Here is a 19600-nt window from a genome sequence, read left to right as displayed (position 1 = left end):
TGTTATTGATTATTTGCTTTTTCTTTTAATTCGTTAATTTCCTCTTCGTTAAACTTTGTTGCTTCGATAATGAGCGACGTTTGTGTCACTATGCCCAACAATCTATTCTGATCATTGACCACCGCTATTGGAGATCGTGTCTCAGAAATCAATGGCAACATCTCTTCCACCGTCACATCTTTTGATACAGACGGCACATTCATATGAATAATAGACTCTACAGTTGGATCTTTACGCTTGGCAGCTTGAATAACCTCATTAATATTGACAAAGCCTAAGAAAGTATCATGAATATCCACTACAGGTAATATTTCCAATCCAGTTGTTCTCATCTTACGGAGCGCTCCTTCAGGGCCATCTTTTTTAAATCTGACCAATGTCGGCTTCTCAGTCATCAATGAACCCGCAGTGATAATAGATTTTCGATCGACTTTATCCACAAAAGCTTTCACATAATCACTCGCAGGGTTGGTTAAAATATCTTCTGCCGTACCAATCTGCTCAATTATACCATCTTTCATAATCACGATACGGTCACCAAGCTTGATGGCTTCATCCAAATCATGCGTAATGAATACAATAGTTTTTTGCAAAGTATCCTGAAGGTCCAATAGCTGATCCTGCATCTCGGTTTTGATCAAAGGATCTAGTGCTGAAAATGCTTCATCCATTAACAAGACTTCCGGATCATTTGCCAAAGCGCGAGCCAAGCCTACTCGTTGTTGCATCCCACCCGACAGCTGGATTGGAAACTGCTGTTCAAAACCATTCAGACCGACGATGTCAAGCGCTTTTTGAGCTTTCGCTTCACGAGACATTTTGTCCTCGCCTCTAATTTCTAAACCAAAAGCAGCGTTGGTCAAAACGGTATGATGAGGCAATAATCCAAATTTCTGAAAGACCATACTCATTTCAGTTCTCCGCACTTCTAAAAGCTCTTTGTTATTCTTACTGGTGATATCATCATTATTGATAAAAACTTTACCCATGGTAGGCTCGTTCAATCGGTTCAGGCATCTTAGTAAAGTCGATTTACCACTTCCAGAAAGTCCCATAATGACAAAAAACTCTCCTTCATAGATCTCAAAATTAGCTTCATTAATACCGATCGTACAACCGGTTTTTTCTAGAATCTCTTTTTTTGTACAACCTTCACCCAGTAATTTTAGAGCCAACTTCTTTTGTTTACCGAACACAATTGTCAAGTCTTCAACTTTTATCTTAACTTTTCTGTTTTTATCCATTTTTATTTTTTTTGATATGAAACAAATTGTCACGTCACATTGGGCATATTTTAAATAGCAAATACATTCATGTTATTTTTAATAACACAAACATATCCCTAAAGTTGAGTTCGATCGTAGACCTACTTCTTGTTCAATCAACTTGATAATAAATACATTTTACTCTTAGTTCGATGAAGAGCAATCATGAAAAAGAAATGAATCTTTTAAAAGACGAGATATAAAAAAATAATACCTCTTTTATACTTAACAAGTATATGGCGAACAACTCAGACAGAGCTCCAAAAAGGAGACTGTCTTAACGGAAAAAAACATGGCCTCCGTGTCATATGACGGCACAAAGGTACGAAAAATAAAATAAATGACATTTTATGCCATTAAAACACTGGCTTACAGAGCACCCAATATAGCACTAATAATCACCAATTTAAAAAATCAAAAGGGTATCAAAACAGTTTTACACCCCGTTTTTTAAACACTATTCCTAAGCTCATCCAAATCAATTCAGCTCTCCATATTTTAATATAGAAATTCCTGTTTGGGTTCAATATTTGAATTGATCTGACCGACGGCAACATCCTGTAACCCGTGTAACCATATAGCTATGTATGTTCACTATCATAGGTTACCAATTGGATACTCACGCGAAAAGTATGTTGATCTCTTGTCACCTCTGGAACTTGTTCTCCCAGCAACTGAAAACGGCTTGTAATATTATTAAGCCCTATACCAGTCGATGTAATTTCCGAATGATCAAGAGGTGATAACGTATTTTCGATAACAACCTTGCCGACTTCGGCATTAGAAATATGAATCATTAAAGGACGTCGCTTATTGGTAGAATTGTGTTTAATTGCATTTTCAATGAGCAATTGTAAAGTCAATGAGGGAATATACATATGACGACTATGATCTTGGATATCAATCGTAAAATTGACACCACTACCAACGCGATGTTCTATTAGAAATATATAGGCATTTAAAAATCTAATTTCCTCATCTAGCGTTATCATATTTTTTTTACTATTCACTAATAAAAACCGATACACTTTAGCAAAATTTTCAGAATATTCGAATCCAAGCTGTTGATCTTCCAATATCAATTCGGAAAGTACGCTGAGATTATTAAATATAAAATGAGGATCCAATTGCATCTTCAATGCATTAAGCTCAGCTTCTACAGATGCTTGTTTTAATTCAGCAGCTTTTATTTTATGGGCAGACATTTCCGTAGCTGTTTCAATCCAATTGTTGATCAGATAACTCATGGTATTGATGGAAATAATCATAAAAGAAATCACTAAACTCACGACGATCCATTGCAAAATATCTTTTATTTCCTCCATAGAAGGAACTGATTCTATTTGAGCAGACTGAGGATCTATGATCGCATAGCAAATCATATTCATCAAAATAAGCGTCAGTACAGCGATGAAATTAAGGGTGATTTCAAGGAAAAGCCTTTTCGATTTATTTTGTGTCCAAGGAACGCGCATGTTCAACTTTCGATGGATAAAAATACTTACTTCAGAAATCAGAAAACAAAATAAAAAAGAAACCGCCCATTCTGCTACAATCTCAGAGATGCTTCTTTTAAAATAATCTTGCCAATAGGCAGAATACGGATCGAGGATGTAAGAAACTAAATAATGCAAAACAAATGCAAATACGACCAAAAACATCCGTTTAAAACGGGTAGGCACTAGTCGTCTATTTTTATCAGAATAATTGATTTCTTCCATTTTCCGCAAAGTCTAGATCACACACCATCACATAATAGGGTAATCTTTGAACAAAGTTATCTGAAATTTTCTATTCAAATCGTTTCACCTACCTGAAATTTTATAATTAACAATAACAACAGACATGCTCAAGCGAAAAAGGAAGCAGAAGAAATGTCTAAATGGCGCTTACTGTTGGTTTCTCACAGGGATGTAGATAAAAAAAATAAACTTGGTAAGTTCACCTCCTATAAAAAATATTGGAGCAAGATTAGACCATTAATCAAAGCTATAGAAAAGAAAGATTAATGATGGTCGGTGAGGACTGAAAATTAAAAAAAGGATGATATTAAATTAATAACTGACCTAAAAACAAGTAAGGTGCAGCAAATACTGCACCTTTACAAGAGTTAATATTGGTTCAAATAATGTTAGTGTTACAATTCCTCATCATGTTGAGTAATATCCAATCCAAGTTCTTCTTCCACTTCATGTACACGAAGCGGCGTGATTAGATCTGTTATTTTAATCAAAAGAAGAGATCCGAAAAATGCAAATACAGACACAGCAATAAGCGCCACTACATGCGCGATAAACAAACCCGTTTCACCGAAATATAAGCCATTTGTCGTCACGACACTGTTGACACTGCTATTAGCAAAAACACCTGTAAGGATCATACCAACCATACCACCGACTCCATGACAAGGAAATACATCTAAGGTATCGTCAATACTTGTTTTGCTACGTAAGAACACAACTAAATTACTGACTAAAGCAGCTACAAGTCCAATAACAATGGAATGTGAAATGGTAACAAAACCCGCTGCAGGTGTAATGGCCACCAATCCAACAACAGCTCCAATACAAGCGCCCATAGCAGATGGTTTTTTGCCACGAATGATATCTACAAATATCCAAGCAATAGCCGCTACAGCTGATGCGGTTGTTGTTGTAGCAAAAGCATATGCTGCAAGACTATTTGCACCACCAGCAGAACCAGCATTAAATCCAAACCAGCCAAACCACAGCAAAGCTGTTCCTAAAATCACATAACTAATACGAGCTGGAGAGTGTGTTGGCTTTTTACGCCCCTTAAGATATATAGCTGATGCTAACGCTGCCCATCCAGCAGACATGTGCACAACAGTACCACCCGCAAAATCTAAAACACCAAATTTAGCTAGTATACCTTCTGGATGCCAAGTAGCATGTGCCAAGGGCATATAAATAAAAATACTGAACAAAATAATGAATACCATAAACGAGTTAAAGCGAACACGTTCGGCAAAAGCCCCTGTAATAAGCGCGGGCGTAATAATGGCAAATTTCAGTTGAAACATCGCAAATAATACGAGCGGGATCGTAGGCAGAGCTGACCAAGACACATTACCCAACATGCCTTTCATCATATAAAAAGTTCGAGGATCTCCAATAATACCCCCAATATCCTCTCCAAAAGCTAAACTAAAGCCGAAGATGACCCACAGCACAGAAATAATACACATACAGATGAAACTTTGCATCATCGTGGAGATTACATTCTTCTTACTGACCATCCCACCATAAAAGAATGCTAAACCTGGAGTCATAATCAATACCAAAGCAGACGATGCTAGCAACCAGGCGGTATCACCTGTGTCAATTTCCACACCTGCTACATTAGTGACTTCTAATGAAGGAGTAAGTAAGCCGACAATTGCTAAACATACCAAAATAATAAGAGGAATGAATTTTTTCATAATATTCAAAGATTTAAGTTTAATAATTTCATAAATAATACTATTTTTTGTTACAAAATAACCAAAAACAAATGTAATTGATTTTATTTTATTCAAATATAACTTCAAATAATTAAAAAATCAATAAAATATAAAAAAAATCATATATTTACAGTAGGATCCTAAACATAATCAACCTAAAAACACAAAAACAACTAGAATAAATGCTAAAAACTATAAATTTTAATTAAAAAAAATCTACATGCAGCACAAATACATATAACAACTAGAGGTTTTAGTGATTTTAAATGAGTAAAAATTAAAAACAAACATTTAAAAACATTAAAAAATGAAAAAAATCATCTCAGCAACATTATTTTTAGTCATATTTTTTGGAAAAATATACGCACAAAGTAAAAAATACGACTTATTAGACTTGGAAATATCAGGGTCGGTAGATACATACTGGAAATATGATTTTCAAAAACAACCGAATATCAATACCTATTTTACAGAAGACAACAATTCTGTATCCATTGGAATGGTCGACCTTGCTCTTAAAAAAACGACTGGAAAAGCATCATTCGTAGGTGAACTATCCTTTGGACCAAGAGGCCAGTATCGATCTATATTGAATGGAGATGGTCAAGATGGAGATGACAAAAACAGTTTTCATATTCAAAATCTTTATATATCGTACGCACTTACGGAAAAACTTAGTCTGACAGCTGGATTTATGGGTACGTTTGTGGGCTACGAGGTTATTTGCCCTTCATTCAATTTTCATTATTCTACTTCTTATCTTTTTGGCGCCGGACCTTTTCAAGATGCCGGAATAAAAGCGCAATACGCTTTTTCTGACAAAGTGGGGCTGATGGTTGGAATCTTTAATGACTGGAATGTATACCAAGATCTAAATGGCGTATCGCACATTGGATCGCAATTATCAGTAACACCAAATGAAAAATCAAGTTTTTATCTAAACTTTCTTACGGGTTCTTCACAAGGTGGCGCAGCTAATTATAGCTCCGGAACCTTGATTGATTTCGTAGGAAACTATTCATTCTCCCCTATGTTTTCATTAGGAGCAAATGCGACAAATTACAATAGAAAAGGTGAAGGTGGATATGCGGGAGTAGCACTATATCCAAAGGTGAATATCAATGAAAATATTGGCATAGGTATTCGTGGAGAATACTTCAAAACAAAGGAAATGCCCACAACCGAAACAAGCAGTAATAAAATTATCGCAACCACTCTAACAGCAAACTTCAAACATCATGGATTTACATTTATCCCCGAAATTAGATTGGACAACAGCGATTCACAAATGTTTGTCAAGCAAGACCTTTCTCCAACAAAAAGTGCTGGACAGTTTTCACTTGCACTTGTATATGCATTCTAAAAAATAACATAATCAGACTGTCAACCATACAAAAATCCTTATTTAAAATATAATAGGTTATGTTTTTCGGAATAGTCAGGAGGCTTATGTGAACAATTAAGCATTCCGAACAGGACATATTATTTTGACAATGAAGTAAGATTTTAAATAAAAAAGGGATTGTTCATTTTATTTGTTCAATCCCTTTTTTGTTAATAATTCACAAAAACAATACGATTACTTTTCATAAAACAAACGCTTAGTATTTCAATAAAAACCAAAACACCATAATCATCAAAGTCCAATTTTTAAATTTCACACCATAGATTTACAAATTGTTTTTTTACAAAAACATCGTTACATTCATTTTTTATTACATGACGCTTATTAGATTATAGAAAAACACATCTCAAAGAAATGGTAAAAACTAACGCTGCTCGCATCCTCGACAACCTGGACATTACTTATGAATTAAAGAATTATGAAGTAAAAGATGAGCACCAAAGTGCAACGGAAGTGGCGAAAACTTTAGGAATTCGAGTAGAAATGATCTACAAGACCCTAGTGCTAACTGGACAGAAAGATCCCTATATCGTCGCTGTTATACCAGGAAATGCACAGGTAGACTTAAAAAAATTAGCTCATATCTCTGGTAATAAAAAATGTGAAATGCTCCCGATGAAAGACCTGCAGCATGTAACGGGCTATATCAGAGGTGGCTGTTCTCCTATAGGAATGAAAAAAGCATTTCCAACATACCTAGAAGAACTCGCCTCCTTAGAAAATAAAATAATCATTAGCGCCGGCAAAAAGGGCCTACAGATTGAAATCAACCCCCATGACTTGATCAAAGTAACACATGCTAATTTTGCTGATATCATCTGTATCGCCTAACGCAATTCAACTGTATAAAAATACAAAAAAAAATATTGAAGGATTTCATTTTAACCCTATAAAAGCAACCAATACCGACCACTCATTCCAAAAAGAATAGCAACCTTTTCAATTATAAATTCTTATTTTCGTGACTTCGCCTTTGATTTCTACAACAGGAAAACGGGATAAATGAATATATAATTATGAATCAAATGAAAAAAATTACGGAGAATCTTCTTTTTAAAGTAATCATTGCTATTATTTCTGGAATTCTACTAGGGCTCTATCTTCCTGAATCATTAGGGCGCATATTGACAACATATAACTTTCTCTTTGACCAATTTTTGAAATTTTTGATCCCATTGATTATCGTTGGATTAATTATCCCATCAATTGCCCAACTTGGAAAAACTGCAGGAAAACTATTACTAACGACTGTACTGATCGCATACGGATCTACGTTATTTGCCGGACTTTTTTCATACACAGTCAGTATGAGCATATTTCCATCTTTGCTCCAAAATCAGATCAATACCGAGCTCATTACCGAAAGCACGAAAACACTTAGCCCATATTTTACCATTGAATTTCCACCGCTATTTGATGTCATGTCTGCATTGGTGCTTGCATTCTGTATTGGCATCGGTTTATCAAAATTGGAAAACTCGGCATTAGAAAAAGTATTTATTGATTTTGAAAAAGTGATCAGTTTTATCATTGAAAAAATGATCATACCACTACTCCCCTTTTTTATTCTTGGTATTTTTTACGATATGACTTATACCGGTAAAGTATTCACGATATTACATGTCTTTATTAAAATCATCGGTATTATATTCGTCATTCATATTCTTTTACTTGTCATTCAATTTATCATAGCAGGTATAGCTTCTAAACAAAATCCATTCAAATTATTGATCGGTATGCTACCTGCTTATTTCACTGCCTTAGGAACACAATCTTCCGCAGCAACGATTCCCGTAACGCTAAAACAAGCAAAAAAACTAGGTGTTGATGAGGATATTGCCAATTTCAGTATCCCTTTATGCGCGACAATACATCTTGCGGGTAGCACACTAAAAATAGTTGCATGTGTACTTGCACTCATGATGATGCAAGGCATTCCTATAGATTTTGTACAAATGATGGGATTTATCTGTATGCTGGGGGTCACGATGATTGCAGCTCCAGGTGTACCAGGTGGAGCCATTATGGCGGCTATAGGCATTATCGGCAGTATGCTTGGATTCAATGCTGAAAATCAAGCTTTAATGATAGCTTTATACATCGCCATGGATAGTTTCGGTACTGCCTGCAACGTAACTGGAGACGGCGCAATAGCAATTGTATTAAATGCCATCTTTAAAAAAGGAAAAATAGACCAAGCACAGGAAGCAGCTGCTTAAAAAAGCAACTCGGTCAAAACGTGGGACATGGATATTTTAAAAATCAATTCAACACAATGAGACCTCTAAAGGTAATGCAATTGCATGCTAATAATAGCTGAATTAATTATTATTAGCACAAACTAACAAAAATGTTAGAAATATATTTGTTAGTTCAATCTAACTTATTACTTTTGTTAAATACCATCTCGGACTTATTATATTTTTAAGCTTGAAGTTTTAAAACACAGTTAAACTAAAATGTCAAGCAAAATCAATAGATTTTCGCCTTGTTAAAGCGCTGTTGCACCCATAAACGAATAGATCTTAAGATGGATAAAATAAAGAATTAGCATATACTATGATTGAATCAATTATCTCCTACCTTGAAAGCATCGACCCGATTTTAGCAGCTTTGTATGCAACATTGTTTACTTGGCTAGTGACTGCTTTAGGAGCTGCCTTTGTGTTTCTTTTTAAAGAAATGAATAAGAATGTGCTGGACGGAATGCTGGGATTTACGGGCGGGGTTATGGTAGCTGCAAGTGTCTGGAGCCTTCTCATACCGGCGATCGACATGAGTGAGGGAACAGGTTTTATACAAGTTGTCCCAGCTGTCGTTGGATTTCTCATCGGTGCCGCATTCCTATTTAGCATAGACAAGGTTTTACCGCATCTACATATCAATTTTAAGAAAGTAGAGGGTGTAAAGACCCCATGGCAGAAAACGACGCTAATGATTTTAGCCATTACACTTCACAATATTCCTGAGGGACTTGCCGTGGGTGTCCTTTTTGGGAGTGTTGCAGCAGGTGTTCCAGAAGCGACAATTGCAGGCGCAGTTATACTGGCAATAGGAATCGGACTGCAAAATTTCCCAGAAGGTATTGCTGTCGCTATGCCTTTAAGAAGAATGGGACTGAGCAGACGTAAAAGTTTTTTCTACGGACAAGCATCGGCAATCGTAGAACCTATTGCTGGTGTTTTAGGAGCAATGGCTGTAGTCACCTTTACTCCGATACTTCCATACGCACTGGCATTTGCGGCAGGAGCCATGATTTTTGTCGTAGTAGAAGAAGTAATTCCAGAAGCACAACAAAATAAAAATTCAGATATTGCAACAATAGGATTTATTGGAGGATTTATTTTAATGATGACATTGGATGTCGCTTTAGGATAATAATGTCCTGCGTATACAGAAATGACCAACCATTATTTCAGGCAGAAATTTGTTTTTAATTAAAGATTTGTAATAAAATCGACACGATCTACAGAAAATGAACATCATTCAAGGAGTCCTTATCTAAATCGTACATCTGTCAACAAAAAAAGATCAGAGCTTATTAGCCTGATCTTTTTTTATTGACAGAGGATCACCTAAGTACGCAATCATATAACATTTCTAATCCAAGAACAAATGTGTACAGCCTGATTCTCACTTTCTTTCAGCATTTCTATTTTTTGATAAAAGAATGCAGACTGACAAATTTTACAATTCAATTATACCTAGCAAACTTTCAGCAATCACAAAAACACTAAAATTATTTTAAGTTTTATTTCATAAATAATGTGTTAGACAAATGCACTGAAACCCGTTATGCTTCGCCCTACAATTAGAGAATTAATTTCTTTTGTTCCTTCATAAGAATATATTGCTTCGGCATCGGCCAAAAATCGAGCAACATTATATTCTAATAAAATTCCATTTCCGCCCATTACTTCTCGTGCTTTGGATACAATATCTCGTGTTCTTAATGAACAAAAAACTTTAGCTAGAGAAGCATGTTCATCTTTTAAATCACCTTTATCTTGCATTTCAGATAAGCGATAAACTAAGGTTTGCATTGCCGTTAAATTAGAGAGCATTTCGACCAAATGGTTTTGAATCAATTGAAATGAGGCAATCGGTTTTCCAAATTGTTCACGCTTGCGCGTATAATCAAGTGCATTTTCATAAGCTCCTCTTGCACAACCCACTGCCATCCAAGCCACACCCGCTCTTGTCATCTGCAACACTTTAGCTGTGTCTTTGAAACTATTGGCGTTTTGCAATCGGTCGGATTCTGGTACCACACAATCAGTCAACGTAATCAAACCATTCTGAACAATTCGCAGTGCCATCTTTCCTTTTATCTTTTCTACGGCAAAACCTGGATTTTCCTTACGCACGATAAAACCCTTCACCTGTCCATCATCCAGATCTCGTGCCCAAATAATGGTGATATCTGAAAAAGTACTATTTCCAATCCACTTCTTTTGTCCATTCAAAACCCAACCAGATTCGGTTTTTTTACAGGTACAAGTCAATCCTCCTGCCGCACCGGATCCGACTTCGGGCTCTGTTAAACCAAAAGCACCAATAACTTTCATCTGCTGCATACGCGGCAACCATTCTTCTTTTTGCGCTTCTGAACCACAAATATAAATAGAGCCCATAGCTAAGCCACTTTGCACACCGAAAAATGTCGCTATCGATGCATCTACTCGAGCGATCTCTGCAGCGATCACTCCCTCCATCAAAGAGCTCCCGCCTGCACAACCATAGCCCTCATAGGTATATCCGCAAATATTTAATGCCGCAAACTTTTCAATAATTTCAAACGGAAACTCATCTCTTAACCAATAATTATTAACAATAGGGCTGATTTCTTTCTCCATAAAATCACGCACTTTCAGTTGGATGATCTTGTCTTCAGTAGATAACTTATCTTCAATATGATAGAAATCTCCGTTAATAGGAGGCAAATCTTTTTTCTTACCGGATGCGGTTAGCAGCTTCATCGCTCCCCTCAACTGATGATCGTCCATCTTGGATACCGCATTCAATACCTGACCTAAATCAATTTTTTGAGAAATTTCGTTCAGTTTTTCTAAATCAACGACCTTCAAGAGGTCTAAAATATTTTTCATTTTATCAAACATAGTCTCCTTCTTTAAAATTAACTGTCAACAATTTGTCTCTTCAATATACGGTATTTAAAATAAAAAGTTCTTTCAACAGAAAATCAACAGATAAATTACAAAAAACATAAAATATAAATAACTGATAATCAACGTATAAATATTTAATAAAAAAATAATCCATTTTGAAGGTTACCTTTTATCATTCTAAGTATTAATGTTTAAATAACAATTTTGTTTCAATTAATTTAGAAAAATCAAAATGAAAAATTCATTCAAATTCGCTTTCTTAGGATTAGCTTTAACTGTAGCTTTCGCTTCTTGTGGTGGTGCTGAAACTAAAACTAACGCTTCTGCTGATTCAGCTGCTGCTTTAGTTGATTCTGCTGCTACTGTATTAGATTCAGCTGCTAACAAAGTTGACTCTGCTGCTGCAAAAGTTGATTCTGCTGCTGCGAAAGTTGATTCTGCTGTTACTAAAAAATAATTTAGTACTGTTGACAACATAAAAGCTTACATTTTAGTGATGTAAGCTTTCTTTTAAAAAAAATAAAAATAAATGGGTTACCTTTTCATATTTAAGGTATAAACCTATGAATAAAAAAATTTAATAAAATTTAATAACATCAAAATGAAAAATTCATTCAAATTCGCTTTCTTAGGATTAGCTTTAACTGTAGCTTTCGCTTCTTGTAATGGTACTGCTAACAAATCAGAAACTACTTCTGATTCATTAGCTATTGATTCAGCTAACACTGTTATTGATTCAGCTAACACAGCTATCGATTCAGCTAAAACTGTAGTTGATTCAGCTAAAGTTGCTATTGATTCAGCAAAAGCTGCTCACTAATTTCAGGGAACTGATTTTAAAAATATTAAAAGCTCCACTTGTTGGAGCTTTTTTTTGTTATATACCTCTGATTTAAATTGATAAGCTCCCCTCATTTTTTTACCTTTGCACAAACAAAAACGTATTATGGCCTTATCATCACTTACCGCCGTATCTCCAGTAGACGGTCGTTATCATAACGCAACTCAAGAATTAGGGGCTTATTTTTCAGAATTTGCCTTAATCAAATATCGAGTTTTAGTAGAAGTTGAATATTTCATCGCACTTTCTGAATCAGGAATTGAACAATTAAGTCATTTTGATGGCTCGTTAAATGAAAAATTACGTGACCTTTATAGAAATTTTACAGAAGAAGATGCAACTTGGATTAAAAATACTGAAAAAGTAACTAACCATGATGTAAAAGCAGTTGAATACTTCTTGAAAGATAAATTTGAAAAATTAGGATTGCATGATTCTTTGGAATTTATCCACTTTGGATTAACTTCACAAGATATCAATAACACAGCAATCCCATATTCATGGAAAGATGCTATTGCACATGTTTACACACCTGCGATTGAAGAATTGATTCAAGAATTAACACAATTGTCTACAGATTGGTCAAACGTATCCATGTTGGCACGTACGCATGGTCAACCCGCTTCCCCAACGCGCTTGGGTAAAGAAATTAAAGTTTTTGTAGAACGTATTGAACGTCAGTTTGAACAACTGAAAGCAGTGCCTTACTCGGCCAAATTTGGTGGAGCAACGGGTAATTTTAATGCGCACCATGTCGCATATCCACAAACAGACTGGGTCGCTTTTGGAAATAAATTTGTCAATGAATCACTTGGTTTGAGCCGTTCGCAAACAACCACTCAAATTGAACATTATGATAACTTTGCTGCAAGTTGTGATGCTTTCAAACGTATTAATACAATTCTGATCGACTTGTGTCGCGATATCTGGACCTATGTATCCATGGAGTATTTTAAGCAAAAAATTACAGCTGGTCAAATAGGATCTTCAGCGATGCCGCATAAAGTCAATCCTATTGATTTCGAAAATGCTGAAGGAAACTTAGGGATTGCAAATGCACTATTTGAACATTTAGCTGCAAAATTGCCGATCTCTCGTTTACAACGTGATTTAACAGACTCAACCGTATTACGTAATATTGGTGTTCCATTTGCGCATACGTTAATAGCAATAAAATCTACATTACGAGGTCTACGCAAATTGATTTTAAATGAAACTGCGCTACAGGCGGATCTTAATAACAATTGGGCTGTCGTTGCTGAAGCGATACAAACAGTGTTGAGAAGAGAAGGATATCCAAAACCTTACGAGGCTTTAAAAGATCTGACACGTACCAATACGCACGTAACGGAAGTTACTATAGCCGAATTTGTGGACAACTTAAAGGTGACAGACCAAGTAAAGGCAGAATTAAAATCAATCAGCCCTGCTAACTATACCGGTGTAAGTCTGTAAGCTTTTACGCTTTAATGACTAACATCACCTGATATTTAGCTTATATTTGTTTTTTGAAATAGACACTGATTAATATGGCAACAATTAACGTATATACAGAATCCACTCCGAATCCATCTACGATGAAATTTTTGGTCAATAAATTGTTGATCAACGGTAGTTTGGATTATCCGGATAAGGATAAAGCACAAGAATCTGCTTTCGCAAAGGAATTATTTAAATTTAACTTTGTAAACGGCGTATTTTTCGCAAGTAATTTTGTGACCATCACGAAGAGTGATGATGCTGAGTGGACTGATATCGAAGCGCTATTAAAAGACTTCATAAAAGGTGCTATAGAATCTGAACTTGCTGTAAAACCAATCGAACATACAGAGGATGTTACTTTTGAAGGGTCGGATATCGAAATCAAGATCCAACAGGTATTGCATGATTATGTACGTCCTGCAGTAGAGCAAGATGGTGGTGCTATTGCATACAAATCATTTGATAGTGGTATTGTGACAGTAGAGCTGCGGGGATCATGTAGTGGTTGCCCTTCTTCAAGTATCACCTTAAAATCTGGTATAGAAGGTTTATTAAAACGTATGGTGCCAGAAGTTGAAGAAGTTGTTGCTGAATCGATGTAAGTATAAAACGATATCAAATATAAAGCCGTTCCATCTTGTGAACGGCTTTTTTTATGGATTGAAAATACCTTTGGACACCTCTCCCTTGCGCTAATTTTAACCGCCATATATTGGGCTCGGATATGAACAAAAGAAATCATATGGAGGAAGAAATCAAGCAAATCCCAATCAAAGTTATTCCATGGACATTTTTTTTGGAAGACTTTTTAATGCCATGTTTTCAAAAAAAATATATGTTGTTCTTATAGGGATCCAGAAGACGTTATTTGAATAGCTATTTTATCCTTAAAATTTACAATTTATAACCCCTACTCTGTTAAAAATGACTAACTTTACGGCTAATTGTGAAATCAATATATTAAAATGAGTGCAGATATCAATAAACTAGAACAAATTGCATCACAAGTAAGACGTGACATCGTACGCATGGTACATGCTTGTCAATCTGGCCACCCAGGTGGATCATTAGGTTGTACGGACTACTTAGTTGCTCTTTATTTCAATGCAATGAAACGTAATCCATCTTTTGATATGGATGGCATCGGTGAAGATTTATTTTTCTTATCAAATGGTCACATTTCGCCCGTTTTCTACAGTACACTTGCACGTGCAGGATACTTTGAAGTAAGCGAATTAGCTACTTTCAGAAAAATCAATTCTCGTCTTCAAGGACACCCGACTACTCACGAAGGTCTTCCTGGAATTCGTATTGCTTCTGGATCTTTAGGTCAGGGACTTTCTGCTGCAATTGGTGCTGCTCAAGCTAAAAAATTAAACAAAGACACAAATTTAGTGTATGTTTTAATGGGTGATGGTGAATTGCAAGAAGGTCAAGTTTGGGAAGCAGCAATGTATGCTCCTCATAATAAAGTAGACAATCTGATTGCAGCGGTTGATTATAATCGTGCTCAAATTGATGGTTCTACAGATCAAGTTCTTTCATTAGGCGATCTTCGCGCGAAATGGGAAGCTTTTGGATGGGATGTACTAGAAGTAGCAAAAGGTAATGATATGACCTCTGTAGTTGCTGGACTTGAAGAAGCGAAATCGCATACAGGTAAAGGTAAACCGGTTATTATATTATTACATACTGAAATGGGTAATGGTGTTGATTTCATGATGGGATCTCACAAATGGCACGGTGTTGCTCCAAACAATGATCAATTGGCTTCGGCTTTAGGTCAGTTAACAGAAACTTTGGGCGATTATTAATTATATTAGATATTAGTATTTAAGACATTAGTATTTAGAAATTGACCATCAAACGTCATTAAAAAAAATCTATATACTACCTATTCCATACTAACTACTCCATACTAGTAAAAAATGAAAAAATATACTTTCACAGAATCAAAAGATACCCGTTCAGGATTTGGTGCTGGATTATTAGAAGCAGGTAAACAAAACGAAAATGTTGTTGCTTTATGTGCTGATTTAATCGGTTCATTAAAAATGAACGATTTTATAAATGAATTCCCAGAGCGTTTTTTCCAAATTGGTATTGCTGAAGCAAACATGATGGGAATTGCTGCTGGTTTGACAATTGGTGGTAAAATTCCTTTTACAGGTACATTTGCCAACTTCTCGACGGGTCGCGTTTACGATCAAATTCGTCAATCTATTGCATATTCAGACAAAAATGTTAAAATAGCTGCTTCACACGCTGGATTAACATTGGGTGAAGATGGTGCTACTCACCAAATATTAGAAGATATCGGTTTGATGAAAATGTTACCAGGCATGACAGTGATCAATCCTTGTGATTTCAATCAAACTAAAGCTGCAACAATTGCTGCTGCAAAATTTGAAGGTCCTGTTTACTTACGTTTTGGACGTCCTGTTGTTCCTAACTTTACCCCTGCTGATCAAGAATTTGTAATCGGAAAAGCGGTAACATTAAATGAAGGAACTGACGTAACGATTATCGCTACAGGTCATTTGGTATGGGAAGCAATCCAAGCTGGTGAGCAATTAGCAGAATTGGGCATTGATGCTGAGATCATCAACATCCACACGATCAAACCATTGGATGAAGAGGCGATCTTAAAATCTGTTGCTAAAACAAAATGTGTAGTAACTGCTGAAGAACACAATCGTTTAGGCGGTTTGGGTGACAGTGTTGCTCAAGTATTAGCGAAAAACTTACCAAGTCCACAAGAATTTGTTGCAGTTGATGATAGCTTCGGTGAATCAGGTACTCCCGCTCAATTAATGGAAAAATATGGTTTGAATGCTGCTGCAATTGTTGCGGCTGCACAACGTGTTATTAATAGAAAATAAAAAACAACGATCACAACGTCACTATATGGAAGATGCTTTAATTATTTCAAAATTTGCTAACGAAAGTACGCGTGAAGAAGCATTTAATCATCTGCTGACTAAATATCAGCAAAAAATATATTGGCATGTGAGAAGAATGGTCATTGATCATGATGATGCGGATGATGTTGTACAAGACATATTTATCAAAGTATGGCGCAATTTGGCAAACTTCAGAGAGGATTCCCAATTGTATACATGGCTTTACCGCATCGCAACCAATGAATGTATCACATTCTTGAATAAGAAAAAACTGAAGCAGAACGTATCGTTGGATGACGATAGTTCTGCTTATTTAGCTGACTCTTTATCAAGTGGTAGTTACTTTAGTGGTGATAAAGCACAAATGAAATTGCAACAAGCTTTATTAACATTACCAGAAAAGCAAAAACTTGTTTTCAACATGAAATACTTCGATGATATGAAATATGATGAGATCTCACAAGTATTAGGAACAAGTGTCGGTGCCTTAAAAGCATCGTATCATTTAGCAGTAAAAAAAATAGAAGCTTTTTTTCATAACAACGATTAAACCTTTTTTGATTAAGATACTCTAATGATTTACTATGAAGGAAAATAACACATATCATGAGGGAATGGAAGCCAATAATCTACCCGATTCACTACGTGTAAATCCTTTTGATGTGCCTGAAGGATACTTTAAAGATCTCCATGAGTCTCTAATCTCCCAGGCCAAATTGGAATCATTACAGAAAAAAAATCTCGATGTACCTGTTGGCTATTTTGAAAAACTTCAACAAAATATCTTAAGTAAAGTATCTGAAGAAAAATTAAAAGATCAGGTTAAAACCGATGGTTTTAGTCATCCAGATCATTACTTTTCTTCTTTACAAAATGATATATTAATAAAAGTAGCGGAAGATAATTTAAAATCGAAAGTAACTCAAGATGGATTTGTAACCCCGTCTTTATATTTCAATGAATTCAATGATCAACTATCCGCTAAAATAACTACGGACAATTTAAGGCAAATCGTTTCTACAGATGGCTTTGAAGCTCCTAAGGGTTATTTTGAAGCATTAAATGCTACAATTACTAAAACGATTCGTGCAGATTTGGATTTAGATATTCCTGTTGAGACTTCTACTGTTCGTTCTATCAAAAGAAAAATTTCTTGGAACAAATATGCGGTAGCTGCATCTCTGGCAGCCGTTTTAAGTATAGGTGGTTACTTTGGAATACAAAATAACAACGTTCAAGATGAACAAAAAAACCTGAGTCATGTTTCTGATCAGGAAATTATTAATTACTTGGCACAAACAGGAAATAGTGACGATCTGCTCTATGTTGCTAAATATATCGACGATGAAGATATAGTAGGAACAAATAGTAAAGTTAAGGACGAAGATATTGAGGATTATCTTAAATATACGTTATAATGATGTCGAAAATTAAGAATATAATGATCATATTTTGTTTCTGTATCATAGGTTTATCAACAACTTATGCACAGGACAATGAACGTTTTCAAATCATTGAAAATGAAAAAATTGCTTTTATTACAAGAGAGCTAAATTTATCACGCAAAGAAGCTCAAGATTTTTTTCCTATTTATAATGAATACTCCAAGGAGATGTGGAGCGTTAAAAAAGCTAAAACGGGAAACAGTCCTTCCCGAAATAATCTAAGAGGAGGGTCTCGAGATGTCATCGCTTATGATGCCAAAGAATTGGAGATCAAGAAAAATTACCGTGAGAAATTTTCTAAAGTTATTGGAACTTCGCGATCCTCTCAATTTTTTCAAGTAGAGCAGGAGTTCCGAGAATATTTGATCAAATCTCTCAATAATCGAAAAAACAATAATTAATACGCATATGAGAAGAAGTCCAAAAGACTTCTTCTTTTTTTTAAACAAATCATAAGATGCTAAATAACCGCCAACTTTTTCTTCTCAATACCGCTCAGACATCTAATTCACCTAGAATGATTGAAATAGCTAAAGCAGAAGGAGTTTATTTATATGGACCCAATGGTGAAGAATATATGGACTTGGTGTCTGGTTTCAATGTCAGTAATATTGGACATAGAAATCCTAAGGTAATCCAAGCGATCCAACAACAACTGGAGAAGTACCTACATGTGACTGTATATGGTGAATTTGTACAAGCCCCACAAGTTGAATTTGCAAGCGATTTATTAGCCGTTCTTCCAAAACACTTTGAATCCGTATATTTTACAAATTCAGGAGCTGAAGCTGTTGAAGGAAGCATGAAGGTCGCAAAGCGTTTTACAGGTAGAAGACAAATTATCGCTGCAAAAAAAGCGTACCATGGTAGTACACAAGGAGCCTTAAGTCTTATCGGTAATGAAGAATACCATACGGCTTATGCACCGCTACTTCCGGAGATTGAATTCATAACTTTCAATGATATCGCAGACCTAGCGCATATTACAGATAAAACGGCCGCAGTCATTATTGAAGCCATTCAAGGAGAAGCTGGAGTACGTGTACCAGATGTTGCCTATATGCAGGCTTTACGTAAACGATGCGATGAAACAGGAGCATTACTGGTATTCGATGAAATCCAAACTGGCTTTGGTAGAACCGGCAGATTATTTGCTTTTGAACACTATGGTATAGTTCCTGATATTTTAATGCTTGCCAAAGGTATTGGCGGTGGCATGCCACTAGGTGCATTTGTAGCAGCTAAGCAGGTGATGGATGTGATCAAAGATAATCCTATGCTGGGCCATATTACGACCTTTGGTGGACACCCCGTAAGTTGTGCTGCAGCAAAAGCTTCTTTAGAAGTAATCCTAGAAGATCAATTAGTGGAACAAGTAGCTGAAAAGGAACAATTATTTAGAAACCTCCTGCAACATCCTAAAATTAAAGAAATTAGAGGTAAAGGATTGATGATGTGCCTGCAGCTTGAAAACTTTGAACAAGTATATAATGTCAGCAATTATTGTGCACAACAAGGAATCATGATTGATTGGTATCTACACTGTGAAACAGCGTTGCGCGTCGCTCCCCCTTTGACCATTTCAAACGAAGAAATTGAGAAGGCATGTAAAATTATCCTTGACGGTATTGAAAAGTATGGTTAGTTTTTTTTATATTTAAGCTATC

General features: G+C 35.7%; 18 protein-coding genes. 13 read left to right on the top strand and 5 right to left on the bottom strand.

Features of this window, described 5'->3' with window-relative positions; translation table 11 throughout:
- Nucleotides 1–2 precede the first annotated feature (2 nt).
- The 3 genes from MUB18_RS09555 to MUB18_RS09545 form a co-directional block, all read right to left on the bottom strand.
- Nucleotides 3–1244, bottom strand: coding sequence for a glycine betaine/L-proline ABC transporter ATP-binding protein (locus MUB18_RS09555; protein WP_248755734.1), 1242 nt, complete (start codon nucleotides 1242–1244; stop codon nucleotides 3–5).
- Between the two features lie 602 nt (nucleotides 1245–1846).
- Nucleotides 1847–2986 carry a sensor histidine kinase gene (locus tag MUB18_RS09550; RefSeq protein ID WP_045754697.1) on the bottom strand — a complete coding sequence of 380 codons (1140 nt, stop codon included), beginning with the start codon at nucleotides 2984–2986 and terminating at the stop codon, nucleotides 1847–1849.
- A 416-nt stretch (nucleotides 2987–3402) separates the two neighbouring features.
- Nucleotides 3403–4707, bottom strand: a complete 1305-nt coding sequence (locus MUB18_RS09545; RefSeq protein WP_045755626.1) for an ammonium transporter — start codon at nucleotides 4705–4707, stop codon at nucleotides 3403–3405.
- A gap of 328 nt (nucleotides 4708–5035) precedes the next feature.
- Here MUB18_RS09545 and MUB18_RS09540 point away from each other — a divergent pair, with 328 nt between their 5' ends.
- The 4 genes from MUB18_RS09540 to MUB18_RS09525 all read left to right on the top strand — a co-directional run bounded on the left by MUB18_RS09540 (nucleotide 5036) and on the right by MUB18_RS09525 (nucleotide 9511).
- Nucleotides 5036–6091, top strand: a complete 1056-nt coding sequence (locus tag MUB18_RS09540) for an outer membrane beta-barrel protein (protein ID WP_248755733.1) — start codon at nucleotides 5036–5038, stop codon at nucleotides 6089–6091.
- A gap of 396 nt (nucleotides 6092–6487) precedes the next feature.
- Nucleotides 6488–6964, top strand: a complete 477-nt coding sequence (ybaK, locus tag MUB18_RS09535) for a Cys-tRNA(Pro) deacylase (protein WP_045754695.1) — start codon at nucleotides 6488–6490, stop codon at nucleotides 6962–6964.
- Between the two features lie 194 nt (nucleotides 6965–7158).
- The gene (locus tag MUB18_RS09530) at nucleotides 7159–8352 is read left to right on the top strand and encodes a dicarboxylate/amino acid:cation symporter (protein WP_094771428.1); all 1194 of its coding nucleotides are present in this window, start codon (nucleotides 7159–7161) and stop codon (nucleotides 8350–8352) included.
- Nucleotides 8353–8692: 340 nt separating this feature from the next.
- Nucleotides 8693–9511, top strand: coding sequence for a ZIP family metal transporter (locus MUB18_RS09525; RefSeq protein ID WP_094771377.1), 819 nt, complete (start codon nucleotides 8693–8695; stop codon nucleotides 9509–9511).
- Between the two features lie 392 nt (nucleotides 9512–9903).
- Here the strand turns inward: MUB18_RS09525 and MUB18_RS09520 are convergent, their stop codons facing one another.
- Nucleotides 9904–11253, bottom strand: coding sequence for an acyl-CoA dehydrogenase family protein (locus tag MUB18_RS09520; protein ID WP_248755732.1), 1350 nt, complete (start codon nucleotides 11251–11253; stop codon nucleotides 9904–9906).
- A gap of 222 nt (nucleotides 11254–11475) precedes the next feature.
- Nucleotides 11476–11739 carry a hypothetical protein gene (locus MUB18_RS09515; protein ID WP_248755731.1) on the bottom strand — a complete coding sequence of 88 codons (264 nt, stop codon included), beginning with the start codon at nucleotides 11737–11739 and terminating at the stop codon, nucleotides 11476–11478.
- A 124-nt stretch (nucleotides 11740–11863) separates the two neighbouring features.
- Here MUB18_RS09515 and MUB18_RS09510 point away from each other — a divergent pair, with 124 nt between their 5' ends.
- The 9 genes from MUB18_RS09510 (at nucleotide 11864) to MUB18_RS09470 (ending at nucleotide 19578) form a co-directional block, all read left to right on the top strand.
- Nucleotides 11864–12082 (top strand): hypothetical protein, encoded by a 219-nt coding sequence (locus MUB18_RS09510; protein ID WP_094771375.1) that lies wholly within the window; start codon nucleotides 11864–11866, stop codon nucleotides 12080–12082.
- 126 nt (nucleotides 12083–12208) lie between these two features.
- Complete coding sequence (gene purB, locus MUB18_RS09505) at nucleotides 12209–13558, top strand: adenylosuccinate lyase (protein ID WP_045753005.1); 1350 nt, start codon at nucleotides 12209–12211, stop codon at nucleotides 13556–13558.
- A 74-nt stretch (nucleotides 13559–13632) separates the two neighbouring features.
- Entirely contained in the window at nucleotides 13633–14187 is a 555-nt protein-coding gene (locus tag MUB18_RS09500; protein ID WP_045753006.1) for a NifU family protein, read from the top strand.
- A gap of 363 nt (nucleotides 14188–14550) precedes the next feature.
- The gene (locus MUB18_RS09495) at nucleotides 14551–15399 is read left to right on the top strand and encodes a transketolase (protein ID WP_021192485.1); all 849 of its coding nucleotides are present in this window, start codon (nucleotides 14551–14553) and stop codon (nucleotides 15397–15399) included.
- Nucleotides 15400–15513: 114 nt separating this feature from the next.
- On the top strand, nucleotides 15514–16467 hold the full coding sequence (locus MUB18_RS09490; RefSeq protein WP_045753007.1) for a transketolase family protein: 954 nt from the start codon (nucleotides 15514–15516) through the stop codon (nucleotides 16465–16467).
- A gap of 25 nt (nucleotides 16468–16492) precedes the next feature.
- Entirely contained in the window at nucleotides 16493–17038 is a 546-nt protein-coding gene (locus MUB18_RS09485; RefSeq protein WP_094771427.1) for an RNA polymerase sigma factor, read from the top strand.
- Between the two features lie 34 nt (nucleotides 17039–17072).
- Nucleotides 17073–17906 (top strand): hypothetical protein, encoded by an 834-nt coding sequence (locus MUB18_RS09480; RefSeq protein WP_248755730.1) that lies wholly within the window; start codon nucleotides 17073–17075, stop codon nucleotides 17904–17906.
- 23 nt (nucleotides 17907–17929) lie between these two features.
- Nucleotides 17930–18334 carry a hypothetical protein gene (locus MUB18_RS09475; protein WP_228115940.1) on the top strand — a complete coding sequence of 135 codons (405 nt, stop codon included), beginning with the start codon at nucleotides 17930–17932 and terminating at the stop codon, nucleotides 18332–18334.
- Between the two features lie 56 nt (nucleotides 18335–18390).
- Nucleotides 18391–19578: an aspartate aminotransferase family protein gene (locus MUB18_RS09470; protein ID WP_248755729.1), complete on the top strand. Its 1188-nt coding sequence runs from the start codon at nucleotides 18391–18393 to the stop codon at nucleotides 19576–19578.
- Nucleotides 19579–19600: the final 22 nt, after the last annotated feature.

Origin of the sequence: Sphingobacterium sp. PCS056 (genome assembly GCF_023273895.1) — a bacterium.
In the GTDB taxonomy this organism is placed as follows: domain Bacteria; phylum Bacteroidota; class Bacteroidia; order Sphingobacteriales; family Sphingobacteriaceae; genus Sphingobacterium.
The sequence above is the reverse complement of the archived record's forward strand: the minus strand, read 5'-3'. Positions and strand labels throughout refer to the sequence as shown.